At 51.7% G+C, this 21,532-nt stretch carries 23 protein-coding genes and 2 pseudogenes; 1 reads left to right on the top strand and 24 read right to left on the bottom strand.

Translation table 11 applies throughout. The annotated features are described in order from the left end of the window. Positions 1-125: 125 nt before the first annotated feature. From gapA to OLG56_RS08705, 5 genes and pseudogenes are all read right to left on the bottom strand, one after another. Positions 126-1,121: a glyceraldehyde-3-phosphate dehydrogenase gene (gene gapA / locus OLG56_RS08725; protein WP_000985846.1), complete on the bottom strand. Its 996-nt coding sequence runs from the start codon at positions 1,119-1,121 to the stop codon at positions 126-128. Between the two features lie 87 nt (positions 1,122-1,208). Next, the gene (locus tag OLG56_RS08720; protein WP_001530996.1) at positions 1,209-2,171 is read right to left on the bottom strand and encodes a DMT family transporter; all 963 of its coding nucleotides are present in this window, start codon (positions 2,169-2,171) and stop codon (positions 1,209-1,211) included. A gap of 122 nt (positions 2,172-2,293) precedes the next feature. Continuing rightward, entirely contained in the window at positions 2,294-3,790 is a 1,497-nt protein-coding gene (locus OLG56_RS08715) for a class I adenylate-forming enzyme family protein (protein WP_000631806.1), read from the bottom strand. A gap of 34 nt (positions 3,791-3,824) precedes the next feature. Further along, positions 3,825-5,207, bottom strand: a complete 1,383-nt coding sequence (locus OLG56_RS08710; protein ID WP_000992186.1) for an aminotransferase class I/II-fold pyridoxal phosphate-dependent enzyme — start codon at positions 5,205-5,207, stop codon at positions 3,825-3,827. A gap of 456 nt (positions 5,208-5,663) precedes the next feature. Further along, positions 5,664-5,927: pseudogene (locus OLG56_RS08705) on the bottom strand (integrase domain-containing protein); the annotation flags it as partial. A gap of 131 nt (positions 5,928-6,058) precedes the next feature. Here OLG56_RS08705 and OLG56_RS22290 point away from each other — a divergent pair. Then, positions 6,059-6,172 (top strand): annotated as a pseudogene (locus OLG56_RS22290) (Arm DNA-binding domain-containing protein); the annotation flags it as partial. 190 nt (positions 6,173-6,362) lie between these two features. Here OLG56_RS22290 and ldtA read toward each other — a convergent pair. From ldtA to OLG56_RS08610, 19 genes are all read right to left on the bottom strand, one after another. Further along, entirely contained in the window at positions 6,363-7,292 is a 930-nt protein-coding gene (ldtA, locus tag OLG56_RS08700; protein WP_001252827.1) for a L,D-transpeptidase, read from the bottom strand. A 77-nt stretch (positions 7,293-7,369) separates the two neighbouring features. Then, complete coding sequence (gene cobT / locus OLG56_RS08695) at positions 7,370-8,440, bottom strand: nicotinate-nucleotide--dimethylbenzimidazole phosphoribosyltransferase (RefSeq protein ID WP_001193968.1); 1,071 nt, start codon at positions 8,438-8,440, stop codon at positions 7,370-7,372. 26 nt (positions 8,441-8,466) lie between these two features. Beyond that, a complete protein-coding gene (gene cobS / locus OLG56_RS08690; protein WP_000040002.1) occupies positions 8,467-9,210 on the bottom strand; it encodes an adenosylcobinamide-GDP ribazoletransferase in 744 nt (247 codons plus the stop codon). Further along, on the bottom strand, positions 9,207-9,752 hold the full coding sequence (cobU, locus tag OLG56_RS08685; protein WP_000973189.1) for a bifunctional adenosylcobinamide kinase/adenosylcobinamide-phosphate guanylyltransferase: 546 nt from the start codon (positions 9,750-9,752) through the stop codon (positions 9,207-9,209). Before cobU ends, cobS begins: the two co-directional genes overlap by 4 nt. Next, positions 9,749-11,269 (bottom strand): cobyric acid synthase, encoded by a 1,521-nt coding sequence (locus OLG56_RS08680; protein WP_000189661.1) that lies wholly within the window; start codon positions 11,267-11,269, stop codon positions 9,749-9,751. Before OLG56_RS08680 ends, cobU begins: the two co-directional genes overlap by 4 nt. Next, on the bottom strand, positions 11,266-12,081 hold the full coding sequence (locus tag OLG56_RS08675) for an energy-coupling factor ABC transporter ATP-binding protein (RefSeq protein ID WP_000881544.1): 816 nt from the start codon (positions 12,079-12,081) through the stop codon (positions 11,266-11,268). The genes OLG56_RS08680 and OLG56_RS08675 overlap by 4 nt, the downstream gene beginning before the upstream one ends. An 8-nt stretch (positions 12,082-12,089) precedes the next feature. Continuing rightward, positions 12,090-12,767 carry an energy-coupling factor ABC transporter transmembrane protein gene (locus OLG56_RS08670; protein ID WP_000147126.1) on the bottom strand — a complete coding sequence of 226 codons (678 nt, stop codon included), beginning with the start codon at positions 12,765-12,767 and terminating at the stop codon, positions 12,090-12,092. Further along, positions 12,754-13,035 carry an energy-coupling factor ABC transporter substrate-binding protein gene (locus OLG56_RS08665; protein ID WP_000753212.1) on the bottom strand — a complete coding sequence of 94 codons (282 nt, stop codon included), beginning with the start codon at positions 13,033-13,035 and terminating at the stop codon, positions 12,754-12,756. The genes OLG56_RS08670 and OLG56_RS08665 overlap by 14 nt, the downstream gene beginning before the upstream one ends. A gap of 1 nt (position 13,036) precedes the next feature. Continuing rightward, a complete protein-coding gene (gene cbiM, locus OLG56_RS08660; RefSeq protein WP_000764336.1) occupies positions 13,037-13,774 on the bottom strand; it encodes a cobalt ECF transporter S component CbiM in 738 nt (245 codons plus the stop codon). Continuing rightward, positions 13,771-14,484 (bottom strand): cobalt-factor II C(20)-methyltransferase, encoded by a 714-nt coding sequence (locus OLG56_RS08655; protein ID WP_001013552.1) that lies wholly within the window; start codon positions 14,482-14,484, stop codon positions 13,771-13,773. The genes cbiM and OLG56_RS08655 overlap by 4 nt, the downstream gene beginning before the upstream one ends. Beyond that, positions 14,481-15,275, bottom strand: a complete 795-nt coding sequence (gene cbiK, locus OLG56_RS08650) for a sirohydrochlorin cobaltochelatase (protein ID WP_061377433.1) — start codon at positions 15,273-15,275, stop codon at positions 14,481-14,483. The genes OLG56_RS08655 and cbiK overlap by 4 nt, the downstream gene beginning before the upstream one ends. Positions 15,276-15,277: 2 nt before the next feature. Further along, positions 15,278-16,069, bottom strand: a complete 792-nt coding sequence (locus OLG56_RS08645) for a cobalt-precorrin-6A reductase (protein WP_001001983.1) — start codon at positions 16,067-16,069, stop codon at positions 15,278-15,280. Then, a complete protein-coding gene (locus tag OLG56_RS08640; RefSeq protein WP_000953637.1) occupies positions 16,066-16,791 on the bottom strand; it encodes a precorrin-3B C(17)-methyltransferase in 726 nt (241 codons plus the stop codon). Before OLG56_RS08640 ends, OLG56_RS08645 begins: the two co-directional genes overlap by 4 nt. Further along, positions 16,791-17,846, bottom strand: coding sequence for a cobalt-precorrin 5A hydrolase (cbiG, locus tag OLG56_RS08635; RefSeq protein ID WP_001098916.1), 1,056 nt, complete (start codon positions 17,844-17,846; stop codon positions 16,791-16,793). Before cbiG ends, OLG56_RS08640 begins: the two co-directional genes overlap by 1 nt. Next, complete coding sequence (locus tag OLG56_RS08630; RefSeq protein WP_000004869.1) at positions 17,827-18,600, bottom strand: cobalt-precorrin-4 methyltransferase; 774 nt, start codon at positions 18,598-18,600, stop codon at positions 17,827-17,829. The genes cbiG and OLG56_RS08630 overlap by 20 nt, the downstream gene beginning before the upstream one ends. Next, positions 18,584-19,162, bottom strand: coding sequence for a decarboxylating cobalt-precorrin-6B (C(15))-methyltransferase (locus tag OLG56_RS08625; protein WP_061377432.1), 579 nt, complete (start codon positions 19,160-19,162; stop codon positions 18,584-18,586). The genes OLG56_RS08630 and OLG56_RS08625 overlap by 17 nt, the downstream gene beginning before the upstream one ends. Beyond that, positions 19,152-19,757, bottom strand: a complete 606-nt coding sequence (locus OLG56_RS08620) for a cobalt-precorrin-7 (C(5))-methyltransferase (protein ID WP_061377431.1) — start codon at positions 19,755-19,757, stop codon at positions 19,152-19,154. The genes OLG56_RS08625 and OLG56_RS08620 overlap by 11 nt, the downstream gene beginning before the upstream one ends. After that, on the bottom strand, positions 19,751-20,890 hold the full coding sequence (gene cbiD, locus OLG56_RS08615) for a cobalt-precorrin-5B (C(1))-methyltransferase CbiD (protein WP_061377430.1): 1,140 nt from the start codon (positions 20,888-20,890) through the stop codon (positions 19,751-19,753). The genes OLG56_RS08620 and cbiD overlap by 7 nt, the downstream gene beginning before the upstream one ends. Beyond that, complete coding sequence (locus OLG56_RS08610) at positions 20,890-21,522, bottom strand: cobalt-precorrin-8 methylmutase (protein WP_000558994.1); 633 nt, start codon at positions 21,520-21,522, stop codon at positions 20,890-20,892. The genes cbiD and OLG56_RS08610 overlap by 1 nt, the downstream gene beginning before the upstream one ends. Between the last annotated feature and the right edge of the window lie 10 nt (positions 21,523-21,532).

Raw genomic sequence — 21,532 nt, 5'->3', positions numbered from 1 at the left:
AAGATAACATTGCAACATCAGGCCAGGGTAAGAGAAAGTAGTCTGACTCTCAGGAATATGAATTATATTATAAGAACTAAAAAGGCGGCCGAAGCTGCCTTTTTAGAACCGTTGGTTATCTTAGCTTATCTGGAAATATGGGTGATTAAGTCCAGAACCTTATTTGAGTAACCAGTTTCATTATCATACCAGGAAACCAGTTTTACGAAGTTGTCGTTCAAAGCAATACTTGCTTTTGCATCGAACACGGAAGTACAAACTTCACCATTGAAGTCTGTAGAAACAACGTCATCTTCAGTGTAACCCAGAATGCCTTTCATTGAGCCTTCAGAAGCAGCCTTGATTACTTTCTTAATATCTTCATAAGAAGCCGCTTTTTCCAGGCGAACAGTCAGATCAACAACAGAAACGTTAGGAGTCGGAATGCGGAACGCCATGCCCGTCAATTTTCCGTTCAGTTCCGGTAGAACTTTACCTACGGCTTTAGCTGCACCAGTAGAGGAAGGGATGATGTTCTGAGCCGCACCGCGACCACCACGCCAGTCTTTATGAGACGGGCCGTCAACGGTTTTCTGGGTCGCCGTGGTTGCGTGGACGGTGGTCATTAACCCCTCAATGATTCCAAAGTTGTCGTTGATGACTTTGGCCAGTGGAGCCAAACAGTTAGTTGTACATGATGTATTCGAAACAATATCCTGCCCTCTATACTTGTCAAAGTTTACTCCCTTCACAAACATTGGAGTATTGTCTTTTGACGGACCAGTCAGAACAACTTTCCTTGCACCAGAAGTGATATGCTTGCGAGCAGTTTCATCGGTCAGGAAAATACCGGTTGCTTCAGCAACAACATCAACACCGATCTCACCCCATTTCAGGTTATTCGGATCGCGTTCAGTGGTAACACGGATTATTTTACCGTTAACAATTAACTGACCATTATCTACTTCAATAGTGCCATCAAAGCGACCATGAGTGGAGTCATACTTCAGCATATACGCCATATAGTTAACATCTAACAGATCGTTAATTGCCACAATTTCTATATCAGAGCGTTTTTGCGCTTCACGAAAAACCGTGCGACCGATACGCCCAAAACCATTAATACCTACTTTAATAGCCATAATTCATCCATTACTTATCAGTAAATAAAATGTCATCTGTAGACTTATAATTGCACCAGCTCTTCAAAAAAAGGTGCAATATCTCTATTAGTGACTAGTCGATGCCTTCAGGGTATTAGCCTGGGTTGCCAACATCGCGAGTTTACGTTGGTTCAGGTTGTTGAGTACAAGAGCCATAGCTGTGATTACGGCCCCGATAATTTGCATGTTTGTTGGCACAACGCCATTTAGAGCTGAAACAATAAAAGCGGTAATGGGAACAACATCCATAAAGAGCACACCATTTGTTGGAGTAATTATGCGATTACCAACATTCCAGCACAGCACGGCCACCAGACCAGCCACCAGAGCCATATAAAATAGATGAGGAACAATAGTTATTATCGACGCTGCACTCGGTACAGAAATTGCACCCGATCCAACCAGAAACAAATCAATTAATACAACACTAATCATCCCCAACAGCGTGGTCATAGTTGTATAACGTAACGGGCTCCAGCCCGGAAAATAGCTTCCACCAATGGTATACAGTACCCAACACAATGCTCCAGCGATAAGTAGCAGATTTGCAGCAAGGCTAATAGGTGAATTAAGGACGGCAAAGACATCACCATTGGTAATAACCAGGACGACACCACTAAAAGACAGCAGGATAAAAGACATAGTACTGGCGTGAGGACGTACTTTCTTCAGAGCCCAGATAGTCAGAAGCCCTAACATCGGCATAGTAGCCATCATAATGGATGCAGTAAGTGCCCCCCCGGGCCCCGCAAGCGACTGGCCCAGAAAGACCAGAAAACCAAAACCAGCAAAACCCAGCGTACCAAACAACCAAGCCAACCCCCAGCGCTCTCCTTTTAACCGGAATGAATTTTGGCCTTCACGAAATAGCAATAACAATGCAAAGGCAATACCCGCAATCCCATAGCGAAAAGTAGTAAAATTAAACGGATCAATATAAGTTAGAGCATGTGTCATTACCGGGAACATCCCCCCCCATGACACTGTAGCTAATAAGCAACAGAGTAACCCTTTCAGATATGAATTCATATTTTTCACCTTACATTAAAAAGATAGTTATCATGGATGTTGTATCTTACATTTTCACAACACTTCAAAAATAGCCATTCGTTAATATTGATATCTATATAAGAAATTATGATATCGGATACTTATGCTGCTGTCAGAGTTTGGACTATCTCGCTGAAACGGACTTTCCCACTCGGGCTATAAGGTATTTTATCAACCATATGTGCGGTGAAATCAGTCACCCCGATATGATTAATTTTATTTTTTATTTCATCCATAATAAAAGAAACATCATCTTCATTTATATGTTTAGCGCTAAATATGCACCTGATATGATCTTTATTTTGTTGTCTTATTGGTATGAGTGCCACATCTGTAATACAGGGGAGTGCACGTAAATGTTCCTCAATATGATAAATGTCTTGCTCACACTTTATTTCACTATTACGATTCATCAAGAATAGTCGTCCATTATCGTCAAGATATCCGTAGTCAGCCATCAAAAAATAGCGTTCACTGTCTATTTCAATGAAAGGCCTACTGCCATCACCGTATTCATCCATAAGCATATAACTGGCTACAGCTATTCTTCCCCTATTGCCTGCTTTCAGTGGTACATTATCCTCATCCAATATTCTGATTTTATTACCGTCAAAGGCTCTCCCCACGCTACCTGGACACTCAAACATATCTGAAGACTCAGAAAGAACGTTCACCCCAGTTTCGGTACACCCGTAATACTCGTTAAAAATATGTCCCAAGTGGGTATATGCAGCTATTTTGCTTTTTACTGGAAAATAGCTTCCACCAACCAAAACCCAACGCAAGTAATGATGTAAAACTGTTTCACTGGCGAGTTTAGTGAGACGGGAAACCAGATTAGGTGTCATCACTGTAGCCTTTACGGAGTTGAGAGAAAGTGCCTGAATAAGAGCAGATTCATCATCCTGATCCACCAAATGTAAAGAAGCCCCAAGCCCCATAAACATCCTTGCCCAGCCATTTCCTGCTGCATGATAAAGGGGTAAGATAAGCAGGAAACCATCGTGGTGCGTGAAGTTGAATCGCTGAGTAAACCAGTCGAAACGCCGGGCATCAAAAGAGTTGTAGCGTAATACGATTTTAGGTGCTGAACTGGTTCCTGAAGTTAGTGAAACTGAGCGAAATGGTGCAGGAATATGTGTCGCAAGTAGACTTTCCAATTCAGGGTGATGAAATTCACCTATACTGCCAATAACTGGATCAGTTGGAGCATCGACTGCCAGCATGGTTATAGTACGGACATGCAACTTATTGAGTTCATCCGGAGAGTAAAGGCTAAAAGAGACTAACATTAGTCCCGGATTAATTTTAATTAGCAACCCTCTCAAGGTCTCAATAGGTAATGAGTAGTCAAGACCGTTTGCAGGAATTCCTAAAGTAGCAAAAGCAGCCAACCAACAAATTAGATCGACACTATTTTTTGATAAATAGCAAACAGACCGTAACTGCTCAGGGTTAAATGCCCGACGGAGAAAGACAATGCGAGACTCAGTACGGCGAATAATATCATACCACGTATATTGTCGTTCTTTATCAATAATGCAAATATCATTACCTCGAGTAATGGCTATTTCATTCAGTCTGCGAAGAGTAATCATTTTAGATATTCCTTAGATAGTATAAATTATATAATCAGGCAGCAATAATTAGGCAGCCATTCCGTTTACATTCATTTATTTTATTTCTAACGTCTTTGCTAATAACATCCCCAGGAAAAACAAGAGGAACACCTGGTGGGTAAGATATAATGAATTTATTGGCAACTGCGTTCTCTTCTTTATTGTTCTTATTATCTTTGCTAATTTTTGTTAGCGAAGAAAGAAGACAGCGGATTGCTTCCCTATTAATACCAATATGAAAATTCAAAAGAATGAAATTATTGATGAATCTCTTTAGATATATATCATGTTCGCTGAGCAATGTTTTTATTTCTTGACCTGTCCCTAACGCGCTGACATCGATCATAATTTTGGTTGGGTCATACTGAATATGCCAATGTGTATTGAATACCTCCCTGCAAATCGATTTTTCACCCAGACCAGCAATATCAGATACCCCCATAATAAATTCATGAACTAACTCGCGAGTATGTGTAGCAAGTATTTCCCCCTTTACTGACATCATTGCTTGCGCAGCATCCAAAGAAGCCAGTATTGGGTAACTAGGAGAAGTTGTATGGATTCTATATTTAGCTGTTTCTATCTTCTCTGCCAGTTCTTTTTTTCCACGACAATGAATTATTGAGGCCTGACGAAGGCAAAAGAGAGATTTATGGGCTGAGTGTGTACAAATCACTTCGAGGTCAGGATATAACTCGAGCAATGAGTCTATATTCATTGCTGTTAGCTGTCTCGTATCTTCACTAAAATAATTCAGACTCCCCCATGCCTCATCAATAAAAAATTTTCGAGCCTGCACACCAGCTGACAAAAGATGGGCCAATACCTGTGGAATATCATAAATGATGCCCTCATAGGACTGTGCTGTCAGAATCACAATATCACACCCTTTACCTTCATTCTGTAATGATAAGAGTGTATTTTCTAAGTGTGCATATGACCATGCACTTATTTCCTGATCCATTGTCTGCAAATCAGGACAAAGGTAACGAACTTCAGCACCAATTGCTTGTGCATGAAAATGAATTGATTGGTGACAATTTTTATCAATCAAAATGCGTTGACCCTTTTCAAAAAGAGCAGTGATCGCTATTTGGTTAGATGTACTTGTTCCACTGGTGATGTAAAATGATGCGTCAGCATTATAAAGCTTTGCTGTCAATTTTTGTGATTCAGCAATAATCCCATGAGGGAAAAAGAAATTATCGAAGAGTTCACCAGTTGCTGACCCCTCCAGACATTCAGAAAGAAATTCTCTGGTATCGCCAACAATATCACTCTGACCATGACTCGAAATAGGCAAAGCGTGGAATGAATACATTTTCCTATGGCAAAGTCTTTTCAGCCCTGCCAGAACAGGTGTATTCTCTTTCATTTTAACAATTTTGGCATTCATTAAAGTTTCCTCATAGAATATTATATGCAACTTCAATATGCCATCAGCTTTCCCGGATGAATATTTGTATTTTTTGATTCAGCTATCAGCATAAATGATATCCATTGATACAACCCGCTAAGACCATATATATAGTCGGCAGGGTTTATCCCAAAAAGCTCTCATATATGTGCATTAATACCAGCATAACCGCACAAAGTCGCTACACTCGGGACCAGAGCAACATGCTGGTAGAGGCTCTCTTGTGGCAGCTTATGGACGATAAAGTATGCGATAGATATCTGGCGTTAACGCTGGAACTGTTACGCAGTAACAAGAATAGATGACAGATGCCATGTGCCCCTGCAAAGATTTGGATTGGTTAAATCGATGAATAGCTCTGAATCAACAGGAAATGGGGCAAAAAATTTCTACGTAGAAATTCTCTACGCCAGAAAAGGACGGATACCCGCATTATCAATAGTCATTCCCTTTCCATCCATAAACCTGTGCCACATAACGCCCGCGTCCGTCGTCATATTGCTGTCTGCGCCAACGCCTCTTTCTCGCTGAATCCCTGCGCCAGATAATGGTTTATTGCATCCTGTGCCCACGCATAGCGTAACGAATGGGGGAATACACGCCCCTTAAATCGATACATGACGCCTGCCTGTGCCAATATTTCATCGCACTTCTGAGATCCGGTTTATCGAGCAGCCTGTCATGATGGTTTTCTGTGACAGATGTTAGCGTGAAGATCTCTCCCGATGCGCATCTGGTTTTCCCTGCGCATCCGGCGAAACTTAGGGTCACTTCAGTTCGATAATGGAGTGACCATCCTGTGTCTTTAACCAACGCAACAAAGCCGCAGTATCAAGCCTGCTGATAACCCCTTTAAACTGACCGCTTCTCACGGTCTGTTTCTGCTTGTCAGTCCGGGCGGTTCCCGCCTCTGGTATCTCAAATATCATTTCGACCGAAAAGAATACTCGGCGCGGTGGATAAGAGGGCCTTGCAAACGCATATGAAAAATCTCCGGCGATGCCGGAGAAAAGATTTATGACTTTGAGCTTAATCGGGGGCCTCACGGTTCGCTGAGAAATGGAGCCCCTGCCATGACACTCACTACTAATACAGATACTCCAGCCCATGAAAACCAGCAATGTGGCAGGATATTTAAAGGCCAGACCTGCCTGCGCTAATGTTGACCGGCATTCCGGAACGGCGCTCCAGCACCTCATTAACCCGCGAAGTATCAACGTCATCCCCTTTGATAAACGTGCGCAGCACTGGCGTAACGGGCAATGGAACTTTTTTGTCTGACTCAAATTCAGCACGGTTACGAGAAAGCGGTTCGTGTACCTCCAGCCAACGACTGCCATCCGGCTCTACCGAAAATTTAACGGGCCTGTCGATAATCTGAACGCGGGTTCCTACAGGAACATGGTCGAATAAATATTTAATATCGTCATTGCGTAAACGGATACAGCCCTGACTGACGCGAAGGCCAATGCCAAAGTTAGCATTAGTGCCATGGATGGCATATAACCTGCCGATATATATTGCGTATAGCCCCATAGGGTTATCCGGCCCCGCAGGCACCATCGCGGGCAGCGTTTTTCCCTCTTTAGCATATTCCCGACGCGTATTAGCCGTTGGCACCCAAACCGGGCCATCTTGTTTGCGTTCAACCGCAGTTACCCAGTTGCGCGGCGTTTCACGGCCAGCCTGACCAATACCAATAGGTAGCACCTCAACCGTATTCGTGCCTGCGGGATAATAATAAAGGCGCATCTCGGCGACGTTTACCACAATACCTTCACGAACGGTGTCAGGCAGAATCAACTGCTGCGGCACCACCAGTGTGGAACCAGACTGAGGTAAAAACACATCCACGCCGGGATTCGCTTCAAGCATATTACTCAGCCCCTGACCGTAGCGGGCGGCAAATGACTCTAAGGGCTGAGTATTGTTCTGCGGTACGGTGATTGTGACAGGCTGTCCTACCAGACGACTGCCTTCGGGCGGCAACGGATAGCTTATAGCCAGCGAGAAATGGCTTACCAACAAGACGAAAAACGGAAAAAAAGGTGTGATACGACGCATTATATCCCTTCCTTTGTCGCGGCAGGTGTGCGTTAAGTATAGCTTTTTTCTCACATGGCTGGTGTTGTGCGCCCGGGTTATGTTGCGTTTGCGTTCCCCTCCGGCAGGACAATATTACTGGCCGCCAACTCCCCCATGTTGTGGAACATGGCGCACGCGGCTTCCACGATCGGCATCGCCAGCGCCGCGCCGCTTCCTTCACCTAACCGCATCGCCATATGCAAATAGGGTTCCATAGACAAATGCGCGAGCGCGATGCGGGCACCCTTTTCCGCCGAAAAGTGCGACGGGATCAGATAAGGTCTCACCGCAGGCGCAATCTGACAGGCCGCCAGCGCTGCCGAGTAGGAAAGAAAGCCATCCAGCAATACGGGTAAGCCACACCTTGCCGCACCAAGCATCACGCCGGTCATCCCGACCAGATCGAAACCACCCACCTTCGACAACACATCAATGCCATCGCGCGGATTGGGCTGATTAATCGCAATCGCCCGCCGCACGACGTCCACTTTATTATCGATGCGGGAAGGCGGAAGATTCGCGCCAATCCCCACCACCTCTTTTGCATCACTTCCTGTAAAAACGCTGACCATCGCGGCGGCTGGCGTGGTGTTCGCCATTCCCAGCTCCCCTACGCCAAATAAGGTCACGCCGCGTTGCGCCAGGTCGCAGGTGTAGCGGGAAACCTCCAGCAAAAGCGCCTCAGCCTGCGAGCGACTCATCGCCGGGCCAACGGCAATATTTCCGCAGCCGCGCGCGACGCGCATATCAACTACGCCAGGAATAGGTTCAGCATCAATACCAACATCAATGACATGCACCTTCGCACCGGCCTGAGCGGCAAGCACGCATACGCCGGTTGTTCCCCGCGTCATATTCGCCGCCTGAATCGCCGTCACGATTTTGGGCGAAACCGCTACGCCTTCATCCCAGACGCCATGGTCGGCGCACATCACCAGCATCGCCTTTTCACCTACCTGCGGCGTACCGTTAAGCCCCGGCATTCCCGCGAGCTGAACGGCTAAGGCTTCCAGTCTGCCCAGGCTGCCCGGCGGTTTGAGCAGGCCGTCAATATGTTGCTGCGCACGCGCCATCGCCTCGGCGTCCGGCGCAGGAATGTCACGGAGTAAAGCGTGTAGTGTCTGCATAAGATGTCTCGTCCGTAATAATCGGCTCATAACAGAGCCAGCAGAAAGATCAGTTCGCCAAGTTCGATCGCCGCGCCCAGCGTATCGCCGGTTTGACCGCCAAGCGTACGTTTAAGCAACTGGCCAAGGATGAAAATCGCCGCGAGTGTGACCACCATTGCGGCCAGTCCTTGCATACCAGGCAGTAATACCGTGGCGACGATTACCGCCAATCCCAGAGTAATGCAGGTTTGCCGTCCGCTGACTTTACCGATAAATACATTGCCGAGCCCCTCGTCACGGGCGTAGCGATGACGGTACATCAATAAAACGGCGCTGCCACGCCCAGCCGCACAGGCCGCCGCCAGCGCCGCCAACATTGGCGTTCCACGTAACGCCAGTTCGCTGACCACCAGAATTTTTGCCAGTAGCACAAAAATAAGCGCCAGCCCGCCATGGGTTCCCAGACGACTATCGCGCATAATCTCCAGCATTCGCTCACGGCGGCGCGCGGAAAAAATGCCATCGCAGGTATCGGCCAGCCCATCCAGGTGAAAACCACCGGTCAGCAGCGCCAGCGCCAGAATACAGAACAACGCCGCTAGCGGAATACCGCACCAGGATTGCAGGAGGATGAAAATCAGGCCGCTTACGCCCCCCAGAATCAACCCGATAAAGGGAAACATCACGATCCCACGCGAATACTGCTCGAAATCCAGTCCCTGCGACCAGCGTGATGGCACGGGCAAGCGGCTAATAAAAGCGAGCATGGCCCAAAACAGCTTACTCATTTAATTTTGACTCCAATACCTGAGACCACCAGCCAGACCTCATCCGCCGCTGCCGCCAGTCGTTGGTTGACCCGACCGGCAATATCACGAAAATGGCGCGCCAAACGATTTTCCGGGACGATCCCCATTCCCACCTCATTTGTCACCAGTACCACTTTCGCCGGGCAGCGCTGGCAGGCTGCAATTAAAATCTGAATTTCATCGTCAATGGCGCGCTCCATCGCCGCGTAATCCCACTGTTCGGGATCGTTTTCTCCTCCCAGCGCAAACAGCAGATTCGTCACCATGGTGGTAATACATTCCAGTAAAATCGCGTCGTCAGGGGCAAGATCCGCGGTAATCAACGTATCAAGATGCCGCCAGCATTCTGCGGTCCGCCAGTGTGCCGGCCTGCCATCTTTATGATGCTGAATTCTCGCCGCCATCTCGTCATCAAGAATGTGCGAGGTGGCGATATACAGTACCTGCGGCGCATCGCCAATTAAGGTTTCAGCATGACGGCTTTTACCACTACGCGCCCCGCCCGTCACCAGAATCATCATACCGGCTCCTGATATTGTTGCATGATGGTATAAATTTTATCAATATCAATATGTTGCCGCATCGCTTCCGCCAGCAGATCAAATTGCCGCGCTTTATGCTCCGCATAACAAAAAGTCGTTTCCCACGGCGCAAGCCCTTTTCGTGCCCGTAACCCATTGACCACCGCACGGGTAAACGCATCGCTGTCAAACAGGCCGTGAAGGTAAGTGCCAAACGCCAGTCCGTCGGCGGTGACCGCACCATCCGCCACAGAGCATCCATTTTTCTGTAACGTCATGGCCGTACAGCATCCTTCCTGCAGCACCGTTTCCCCCATGTGAATTTCATAACCGCGTACCGGTAGCCCCGCTGCGGCAGCCAGCCAGCCGGGCAGCTCGTCTGACATTGTCGCGTTAACCTGCGTCGTGGTTTTATCCTGTGCAAAGCGAGTGATCGTATTAAGCAGCCCCAGGCCCGGCTGCGTACCCAGCCCCGACTCCACCTCATCCACAATGGTGTCGCCCAGCATCTGGTAGCCGCCGCAAATTCCCATCACCGGCACGCCCTGCCGATGTGTCTGCAATACCGCATCCGCCATCCCGCTTTCGCGCAGCCAGGCGAGGTCGCTCAGCGTATTCTTACTGCCCGGCAGGATCACCAGATCAACGTCAGTCAATGCTTCCGGGCGGCGAATATAGCGTATGCGCACATCCGGCTGCGCCGCCAGAGCGTTAAAATCCGTAAAGTTAGAAATATGTGGCAGTTGCACAATGGCAATAGTGATATCACGGGGGGCGTTACCGCGATATTTATCGTTTTGCAGCGCGACGCCATCCTCATCTTCCAGATCCACATCCAGCCACGGCATCACGCCCAGGACCGGGACGCCGGTAAGCGATTCGATTTGTTCGATACCGGAATAGAGTAGTGCCACGTCGCCGCGGAATTTGTTGATAATGACGCCCTTTACTCTGTCACGCTCCTGTTTATGCAACAGCGCCAGCGTGCCATAAATAGCGGCGAATACGCCGCCCCGGTCGATATCCGCCACCAGAATAACCGGACACTGGGCCATTTCCGCCATTCCCATATTGACGATATCACGATCGCGCAGATTGATTTCCGCCGGGCTTCCAGCGCCTTCCAGCACAATAACGTCATATTCCTGCGCCAGGCTGTTATAGACCGCAAGGATTTGCTCACGCAAACGCGGTTTATAGTCATGGTAACTAACCGCATCCATATTGGTCGCCACTTTCCCCATCAGCACGACCTGCGCCTGGCGATCGCTGGTCGGTTTGAGCAGCACCGGATTCATACGCACATCTGGCGTGATCCCCGCGGCTTCCGCCTGAAAAATCTGCGCCCGCCCCATCTCTTTGCCATCCGGCGTAATACCAGAATTAAGCGCCATATTTTGCGATTTAAACGGCGCGGTACGCAGACCATCCTGATAAAAAATGCGGCATAAACCCGCCGCCAGCACACTTTTGCCGACGTCGGATGCCGTCCCCTGCAACATAACTGCCTGTGTCATGACGCCTCCCTGAATGCGCACTTTTGCATTCGATGAAAAAACTCCGTTTCTGTTTTACACAGCGGCAGTCCCAGTTGAGTATGAAGTTTGACCAGCCAGGGCTGGGTTAGCCCCGCTTGTTCCATCGCTTCCGTACACGCGAAAACCTCGCCAGGCGCGCCATGCGTCAGGACCTGGCCCTGACGTAACACGTATACGGCATCGCTAATTTCATAAATAAGATCGATATCATGGCTGGAGATAATGACATGATTGCCCTGCGCCACAATCCGCCTGATGATAGCAAGCATCTGAGTGCGCCCTGCGGGATCGAGACCAGCAGTGGGTTCATCCAGCAATAGATAGCGCGCCTGTAGCACCAGCGCTCCGGCGATAGCCACACGTTTTTTTTGCCCATGACTCAAACACTGAATGGGCTGATGGCGAAAATGTTGGGCGTCAACCAGCGTTAGCGCCTCGTCGACGCGGCGCGTGATTTCCGCTTCCGGCACCCCCAAATTACGTAAACTAAACGCAATATCGCTATCGATATCAGTATAAAAAATCTGCTGTTCAGGGTCCTGAAAAACCGTCGCAACTTGCTGGCGCAGCGCCAGTAGTCCGCGCTTGCTGTAATCCAGCGGTTTTCCCTGCCACAACACGGCCCCTTTTTGCGGACGCAACAGGCCGCTCAGGTTCATAAAAAGCGTAGACTTCCCACAGCCGTTCGCACCCACCAAACCGGTAACAGGCGAAAGCGAAAAATCCAGATTTAACCCTTTAAGTACCGGCTCATCCTGATAACGAAACCACAGGTCTGAAGTGGCAAGCATAATAGTCCTTACAGGTGAAAATCACCCTGATACAGTTTGATATCCAGCGTGGTGGTCATTTGCTGATAACGCATTAACACCCGCGTAAACAGGAGTCCAGTCAGCATTGCCAGAGATCGATAGCCGTTCGGCAGGCTGCAATAACCAAAACGCAGCGTTTGCGCGCGACGAATTGCCGCCGCCTCATCCAGAAGAATAAAGAGAAAGCGCCACGTTAACAGGATTTGCTCAGTAAGCAGGCGTGGAATATGCGCGCGCTTAAGCAAGCTAATTAACTGCGGAAACGGTAGGTTCATCACCAGCCACAACGTCGCGGACAGCGCCGTCAGGCTACGCCAGAACGTTTCATTCGCCGTAACCACGCCCGCACGGGTAATCCCGATCCAGTATGGCCCGACAGAGATGCCAGCCAGCAGCATTTGCGGCTCGCGGCTGATGCTGAAGATAATCGTTATCACGCCGACCAACAAAAATCCAAAAGGTATCGCCATCCATCGACACCAGCGCCAGAGGGATATGCGCAATAGCCAACAGCTCAATCCGGCAATGATCAGCAGCTCAATGCCCTGCCCTACAGGCGGCAGAGCAAACGCCAGTATCATCATCGCCAGCCACAGCAAAAACTTGCGCTGCGGCGCAACGTGTGCCCAGCGGCTTTGATAGCTGAGTCGATCAAGCCCGGTCATCACGGCGTTGTTTACCTTTGCAATACCCCAGGATATAAAAAATCACCGCCGCGCCAAGAGAGCCCTGAAGGGTAAACAGCAGGCTTTCAATTTCACCGCTGGCGGGTTCATATAACGGCTGAAACCAGGGTTTATACTGCGGCGCAATAGCCTGAATCTGGCTTTCCGCTTCGCCGTCTGAACCGCCATATTCACCGCCATGATTAATAAAAAACGGCAGAATCACCAGCGCCACCACCATCGCTAACAACATCAACGTTTTTTTCATTTTAATGTCCTTGTACGGTAATCACTTGCCGTTTGGTTAACTGATCATAAATCATGACGGTTAATAAACCTTCGGCAATGGCGACAGGAATCTGTGTGAGGCAGAAAATCCCCATAAACTTCACAACAGACCCTGTCGCTCCGGCATGGGGATCGGGAAACGCAACGCCAAGCTGGACTGAAGTCACAAAATAGGTCGCCAAATCCGCCAGCATCGCGCACAGAAAAACGGCGACATCGCGGCGCAGTCCGGCACGGCAGGCCATTTTCCACACCAGATAACCGACAACCGGGCCAATCACCGCCATCGACATTCCATTTGCGCCAAGCGTCGTCAGGCCGCCGTGCGCCAGCAATAGCGCCTGAAACAACAGCACAACCGCGCCGAGAATCGCCACCACCCCGGGCCCGAACAAAATAACCGCCAGACCAACGCCGGTCGGATGTGAACAACTCCCCGTTACCGACGGAATTTTGAGCGCGGACAGGACAAAAATAAACGCGCCGCACAGCGCCAGCAGTACCTTCTGATGATTATCCTCCTGCACAATACGCCGTAAGCGCACCAGCCCATACCACAAGCAGGGTAAAAACAGTAACCACCAGGCCAGCGCCCACACTGGCGGTAAAAAACCCTCCATGATATGCATCGCAAACGCCTGTTGCGGGACAACCATCAGCAATAGCGCTGCAGCCAGTCCACTGAAAGACAACTGTCTAAGCTGCTGTTCAAGTTTCATTCTGCATACTCCCACTGTTTATTGACCAGAATGGTCGAAAAATAGGGCAACGGTCGATCATCGTTGACCTCGTGGAGATGGCGCCAGCACTGCTCGCCGGGCAGCGTGGCCTCGGACATCATTAAGGCGCATTCCAGCAGGCCAGCCTGCGCCAGCAACGCTTTAATACGGGCGAATCGGCCATACACTTTCATCAACACCAGGCTATCATGCTGTTGTAGCGCCTGGGCTATTTCCGCTTCCGGCGCGGTACAAGAAATAACCGCCAGCGATTGCCGTTCTATGGCGAGCGGCATTTTCGCGCGGGCGGCTATCGCGGCGAAGGACGTGACGCCGGGGACAATCTCCAGCCACTCCGGGCAGCCGATTCGCTGGAGTAAAAAAATCCAGGTACTGAATAGCATCGCATCGCCCAGGGTAATAAAACCGACCTGTTTACCCGCTTCCACCTCTGCGGTAAGCGCGGCGGCAACCTCGTTCCAGACCGCTTCTTTCTCGGCGCCGTCAGCGCTCATAGGGAAATGGCAACAACGTACTTCCGTCTGCTCGCCGAGATAGTCGCGCACAATCGACAGCGCCAGACTATCGCCCCCCTTACGACCGGCGGGCGCATACAGAATGTCCAGCGAGCCAAGAATCCGCGCTGCGCGGACGGTTATCAGGTCGGGCGCGCCTGGCCCGGTACTTAATGCGTATAATTTACCGTTCATGCCGCCTCCTCTACCGCCAGGTTCAGCGCCTGGTGCAAATGCGCGACAAACATCGCCCGGATAGCCGGGTTTTCTCCCAGCCCGCTCAGCCACGGCGTCGCCGGAATGCCCGCCGCGTTAAAGCGCATTTTCCATGAGTCGCCGTCGTCTGAAGCCATATCATTAATGGCGTGATCGCCCGCCACCAGCATTAATGGCATCAAATGTACGCCGGTGACGCCTTCGTCACGCAGGCTGTCGATCAGGATGTCGACCTCCGGGTAGCTTTCTACGGCGCCGACGCGCGCCGGAAAGCGCTGCGCGGTCATCATATGATCGAGACAGGCATAAGCTGCGAATGCATGATGGCTGGCGCCGTGGCCCATAAAAACGACTTTCTCCGTTTGTCTGAGCGATGGCATCTGTTGTCGCAACGCCTGCATTAGCTGCACATAATCGTTATGGCTGCTCAGCAGCGGCACGCCCAGCGTCAGGCGAGTGAATAACGGACGCAAGAGTTGTACTTCACGGACAATTTTTTCATATTCGTCGCCGTTAATAATGTGCAACGACTGAATCGCCACGTCCTGATATCCCTGTGCGGCAAGCTTTTGCAAAGCCTGTAATGGCGTATCGATGTCGATACCGTCACGCTGGCGAAGCTTGCGAATGATCATTCCGGAAGTGAAGGCGCGAAACAGGTCGCGATCGGGACAGGACGCCGCCAGATCACGTTCGCACGCCACAATGTTTTTTTCACAGGTGTCGTGATAGCTGGTGCCAAAACTGACCACCAGAAGCGCTTTTTTCATTTTTACTCCTTAGCTGCGGCCAGCCAGCGCGATAAACGCTGCGCAAAGGCGGCCTGGCTTTCCAGTAACTCATCACCCGTCACAAGCGGCGTCGGGCGCGCAATAACGATGCAGGGAATGCCCGCATCCAGACAGGGCTGAACTTTTTCCTGATATCCCCCCTCCGCGCCGGACGCTTTGGTAATGACCACGTCGGCCCGGCACTGGTGGTAAAACGCGGCGTTAAAATCAGCGCTGAACGGCCCACACAGTGCGAAAATTTCTCCAACGCCGAACCCCAGTTCGCTGCAGCGTTGAATCACCTCCGCCACGGGCAGTACGCGCGCCAGCAACGTTTTTTCCGCCAGTCCGGCACGCCAGACGGCCAGATCTTTACTGCCGGTCGTCAGTAACACGCGCGGACCAAAACGCCTCGCTATCTCGCAGGCATCGGCAATACTGCGCGCCGTATAGAGAAGCGGATGCGTCAGATTGCTAAGCTGCTCCGGACGCTGATAACGACTTAACAACACGCCTGCCGTTTCACAGGCGCGAAGGAGGTTATGGCTGACCATTTCTGCATAAGGATGCGACGCATCTATTACCCAGCGAGTACGGTTTTCTTTTAGCCAGGCGACCATCTGCCCGTACTCCAGACGACCACAGCGCACCTGTCCTTTAATGTCGCCAGCCAGCGCTTTTCCGGCTGGCGTCGCCACGGATAAGGTATATGCGACGTTCGCCGCATCCAGTTGTCGGCATAACGCGCGCGCATCGCTGGTGCCGCCCACCACCAGCACTTCCCCCTCATTCACAGCGTGTAACCTCGCGGCGTTATCATCAGCCCATCCTGAACATAGGTCGTTTTATTACCGACGATGACCAGACTGGTCATATCTACCGGTTCAAAATCCATATCGCCGAGCGTAGTCAGCCATTTTTCCTCTTTCTTACGTCCGGCGGATTTCACCACGCCAACCGGCGTTTGCGCGCTTTTACTGGCGGCAAGCAGGTCAAACGCGCGCGCCAGATGCCCTTCGCGCCCGCGGCTGCGCGGGTTGTAAAAACAGATAACAAAGTCTGCCTCTCCGGCGGCAACGATGCGCTTTTCAATTACCGGCCACGGGGTCAGCAGGTCGCTGAGGCTGATATGGCAGAAGTCATGCATCAGCGGCGCGCCCAGTAAAGAGGCGGCGGCGATGCTCGCGGTCATGCCAGGAATGAGCCGCACCTCGACGTCCAGTTTTTGCTTGCCGACCAGTTCCAGCACCAGACCCGCCATGCCGTAAATTCCCGCATCCCCGCTGCTGATGAGCGCGACGTTATGCCCGGCCTGCGCCAGTTCAATAGCCGCCTGGCAGCGTTCAATTTCCTTACACATGCCGGTCTTGATCACCTGTTTATCGCCGGTAAATGCTTTAACCAGATGGGTATAGGTTTTGTAGCCCACGACGATTTCCGCCGCCTGAAGCGCCTCAATCGCCTCCATCGTCATCATTGCCTGCGAACCGGGGCCAATACCAATTACGCTCAACATCAGTGTGCAACTCCTAAAGTAATAGTGACGCCCTGTTCTCGCAGGGTCTCGCCTAACAATTGTCCCTGGCTTAATAACCACGCAGCCGGGCCGGATACGCTGCCAACGCCCACCGTTTTTCTGACGAAGCCAGAACCGGGAAAATGGTGTTCGAATTCGCGCAACGCTTCGGCGGTAAAGGTTTTAAAAGGCACGCGGCAGCAGGAGGCGAGCTGAATAAGCCCCGGCTCCCCTTTTTTGAGCGTGACGCTGCCAATCGCTTTTAACGCCAGCGGATCGAGTTTCTGCGCTTCAAGCTGGCGCGCCAGTAATGTCGCTAACAGGGGAAATGGCGTATTGCGGCGACAGCCAATTCCCGCCACCACACGCTGGGGCACCAGTTTCCAGTGCAGTACGGGAAGCTCAGGGAGGTCATTACGCAAAGAGACGCAGATAAGCGCATCCAGCTCAGGCAACCGCTGCAAATCATCAACAGGGATAAAACCGCGAATATCGCACTGGCCGATCTCTTCCGTTAGTTCGGCATCCCACCATAACCCCACCCGTTGATGACTGACCAACATCTGGTTAACGGTTTTTACCGCCGTGTGAAGATCGGTCATACGGGCGTTAAGCTGGAAAGCTAAGGTGTCCAACGCGGACATCTCATTGACATCCGTTGCCGTGGTAATCACCGGATCGGCGCCTAACATTCCTGCCAGGTAGCGCGTCAAGGCATTGGCCCCGCCCGCATGACCGGAAAGCAGGCTAATGACATGCTGACCACGTTCATCAATGACGACCACCGCCGGATCGCTGAACTTGTCGTTCACTAACGGCGCCAGGACACGAACGGCAATGCCGGTCGCGCCGATAAAAATAAGCGCGGTATAAGTGGTAAAAGCCTGCCGGGCGGTATTAGCGAATCCGCCATCGAAGGGAATAAATCCCTCTTCCCGCAGTTTTTCACTGGTAAAGCAGGTTAACGGCAGCATCGCGGCGAGTCTCTTTGCCAGCGCCACGCCGCCGGGCGTCAGGCAAAACAACGCAATGGATTCAGGCTTTACGGTATTCATGGCTAAAGTCCGCTGCATAAAGTCTTGAGTAGTGATACTCCTTACCCAGAAAATTCCCGACCAGGATTAGCGCCGTCTTACGGATGCCAGCATCACGTACTTTGTCGCTAATATCCGCTAATGTGCCGCGAACGGTATGACTTTCCGGCCAGGTAGCCTTATAGATCACTGCGACAGGCGTAGTTGCCGGATAACCGCCGGCAATGAGACGTTCCGCCACCCGATGAATACGCTGAACGGAAAGATAAATCGCCATCGACGTCTGGTGACTGGCGAACGCCTCCAGTTGTTCGCGCGCCGGTACTGGCGTGCGCCCTTCCAGACGGGTAATAATGAGACTCTGCGATACCTCCGGTACGGTATATTCCACACCCAGCTCCGCCGCAGCGCCGAGAAACGCGCTGACGCCAGGCACTACCTGCCAGTCGATACCACGGCGGGTTAACTCTTCGCCTTGCTCACGCACGGAGCCGTACAGCGAGACATCGCCCGTTTGCAACCGCACCACCGTTTTTCCCGCTTTCACGCCCGCGGCCATCAGCTCGATAATCTGCTCAAGATGCAGTTCGGCGCTGTCGTAGCGTTCTGCCTGCGCGGGGCAGTAATCCAGCAGTTCGGTATTGATCAGCGAACCGGCATAGATAACTACCTGCGCCTGTTGCAGCAGGCGGTAGCCTTTAAGCGTGATCAGCTCGCGATCGCCCGGCCCGGCGCCGACGAACCATACACAGCGTGGATCAAATGTCTCTGACATGGTTTTCTTCCTTCTGACAGGCGATAACAAAAACAGGATTGTTCGGTTTGAAATAGTGTCCCGCCCCCAGCGGCGTTAACGATGAAAGCTGAAGCTGTACACAGTTCATTCGACATGCGCCGATGTGCGCAAGATGCGCCAGCGCGCTATGAAGGTTTTCCTGCAAGATAAAGGTCATCACCAGACGGCCACCGGGATGCAGATGGCCCATCGCCCAGTCAATCAGCGCCGTCAGATGACCGCCGCTGCCGCCCATAAACACCGCATCGGCTTTCCCGGTTATGGTCATTGGCGCTTCGCCGGGGAGAATATCGATATTGCCGCAGGCAAAGCGCTGACGATTCTCATCAAGCAGCCGTAGCGCGGCAGGATTACGCTCGATAGCCGTCACCTGCAAAGAAGGAAATTGCAGCGCCGCTTCAATTGAGACGCTTCCCGTTCCCGCCCCGACGTCAATCAGGTGACTGGCGCGGTGGAGCTCAAGTTTCGACAGCGCCAGCGCCCGTACCGCCTCTTTGGTCATCGGTACGTTCTCGCCGCGCAGAAAAAGCTCATCTTTCATCCAGGATCACCACTGCATTCATTTCATAGTCGGCGTTGATCGCACTGACGGGTAGCCAGTGGATCCGCTCATTTTCCATCGCCAGATTTTCACCAATCACCATTAAGCGATGCCCTTTGCCCCGCGCGACCAGTTCCCGCGCGATTTCTCGCGGCCCGCAGCGGGCATCCGTGACCATCGCCACTTTGCGATGGTTCGCTAACTGATCGAAGCTGACGCAACGACCGTGGCTACTGGTCAACCACATGTCATTCATATCAATTCCAGCCTGTGCGCACAGATACTGTACGGCGCTGATGCCAGGGATAATGCGAACCTGTTCGATACCAAAATGCGCCACCAGGCGTGTACCGATGCCATAAAACAGCGGATCGCCGGAGGCCAGCACCACGATCCCTTTATCCCAACGGGCGGCAATCCAGGACAACAACGCGCCAATATCCGCGCCCAGCGTAAATCGTTCGCCGCCAAACGTCGGAAACTGCGCCAAATGGCGTTTACCGCCTGCCAGCGCATCGGCATGGTTTATCGCTTCCAGCGCCGCAGGGGTCATCAAATGCCGTCCGGCGGGCCCCATTCCCACGACCGTTAGCATTGCAGCTCCTTAGCAATCTCGTCGACGGGACGATTACTGCCGAGAATATGGTTATCAAAAGAAAACAGGATGGCGTCGCAGACAGGCTGCGTTTTGGTAAAACGCAGCATCTGCATGACTCGCAAACAAATACGCCTGGCAAGATGGTTATAGATATGCCCGAAGCCATATGCTTCAATGTGCTCCATTGCCGCTTCGGTGGTATCGCAATCGCTGACCAGGGTGAGTAACTCCAGCGGCGCGCCCAGTAAAGCTAAATGCGCGACCAGCGTTTCCATGCGCGCATCGGCAATATGGCTGTGGGTATGAAAGATCCCGGCGGCGATTTTGATCAATTTTCCAGGATGACCCACCAGCACTATCTGGCAAAATCCCAGCCGTACCGCCTCTTCAATCATGTAGCCGACAAAATTGCTCATGGTGACGACCGTCTGTGTGTCGACGCCCATTTGTTCGCGAACAAACCGTTCGCCGTGGTTGCCCGGCACGAGTATCACCCGCGTTAATCCTGACGCCCGTTTGATCTCCAGTTCCAGCGATAGCGAGCGTTTCCAGCTTTCTTCCGACATCGGCGTCACAATGCCGGTAGTGCCAATAATGGAAATGCCGCCAAGAATGCCAAGCCGCGAGTTATATGTTTTTTGCGCCCGCGCTTCGCCTTCCGGGGCAAAAATCTCCACATCGGCCCCACGCGCCGGGCCTATCGCTTCGCGCACCGCTGACTCAATGGTATGGCGCGGCGTACGATTGATGGCGGCGCTCCCGAGCGGCAGTCCAATCCCTTTACGCGTTACCGTACCAATGCCATCACCGCCAGTGAGCGTAATCTCACCGCTGTCGTTGAGCGTAACACGGGCAAAAATCAGCATCCCGTGCGTGGCATCCACGTCATCGCCGCCATCTTTACGAATTGCGGCTATCGCCTGCTGGCCTTCAATGTGCGGCGACTCCACGTTCAGGCATAGCGTGACGCCCGACGGCGTGACGATGGAGACCTGATGAATCAGATGTTGACGCAATACCATCAGCGCGGCGACTTTTGCCGCCGCCGTCGCGCAGGAACCGGTGGTATATCCTTTACGTAACGCTTTACCGTGGTGCCAGACCGGCGCGTCAAAAGAAAGCTCGCTCATCAGGCCTCCCGGAGGTGATAGAGCAGCGCATTGACGATAGCGGCAGCCACGTTACTGCCGCCTTTACGCCCTAACGCGGCAACCGCGGGGAAATGGCTATGGGTGAGTGCCTCTTTGGACTCCGCCGCGCCGACAAAGCCCACCGGTACGCCCACCACGCCGCTCACCGTCACGTTATGTTCAAGCAAACGGAACAGGGCCGTCGGCGCATTACCGAAAACAAAGAGCTTGTTTTTCTCCTCCTCGGCGATAGCGATATCGACGGCGGCCATTGAACGGGTAATCCCCTGCGTTTTTGCGGCGCGCACCACGCGCGGATCGCTGATATAACAGCGACACTCGCTACCAAACGTCGCCAGTAATCTTTTATTAATGCCGGACAGCGCCATCGTGGTATCGGTATAAATAATGCATGGTTGACGTAGCGCATCACAAAGCTGCTCCAGCGCATCGGCAGAGAACCACAAAATGTCCAGCCAGTCGAAATCGGCGGTGGTATGAATAACCCGCTTGATAATGGCCTCATGGAGCGGACTGGCGAAACGGTAATCAGGACGCGTTTCGCGAATAATGTCGCTAATAATGGTGAAACTGTTGGCCTCAATGGTTTGGGGCTGCTGGATATAATGCATACTGTCGTCC

This window comes from Salmonella sp. 2018103, assembly GCF_026247685.1.
GTDB classification, from domain to species: Bacteria; Pseudomonadota; Gammaproteobacteria; order Enterobacterales; family Enterobacteriaceae; genus Salmonella; species Salmonella enterica.
The sequence above is the reverse complement of the archived record's forward strand: the minus strand, read 5'-3'. Positions and strand labels throughout refer to the sequence as shown.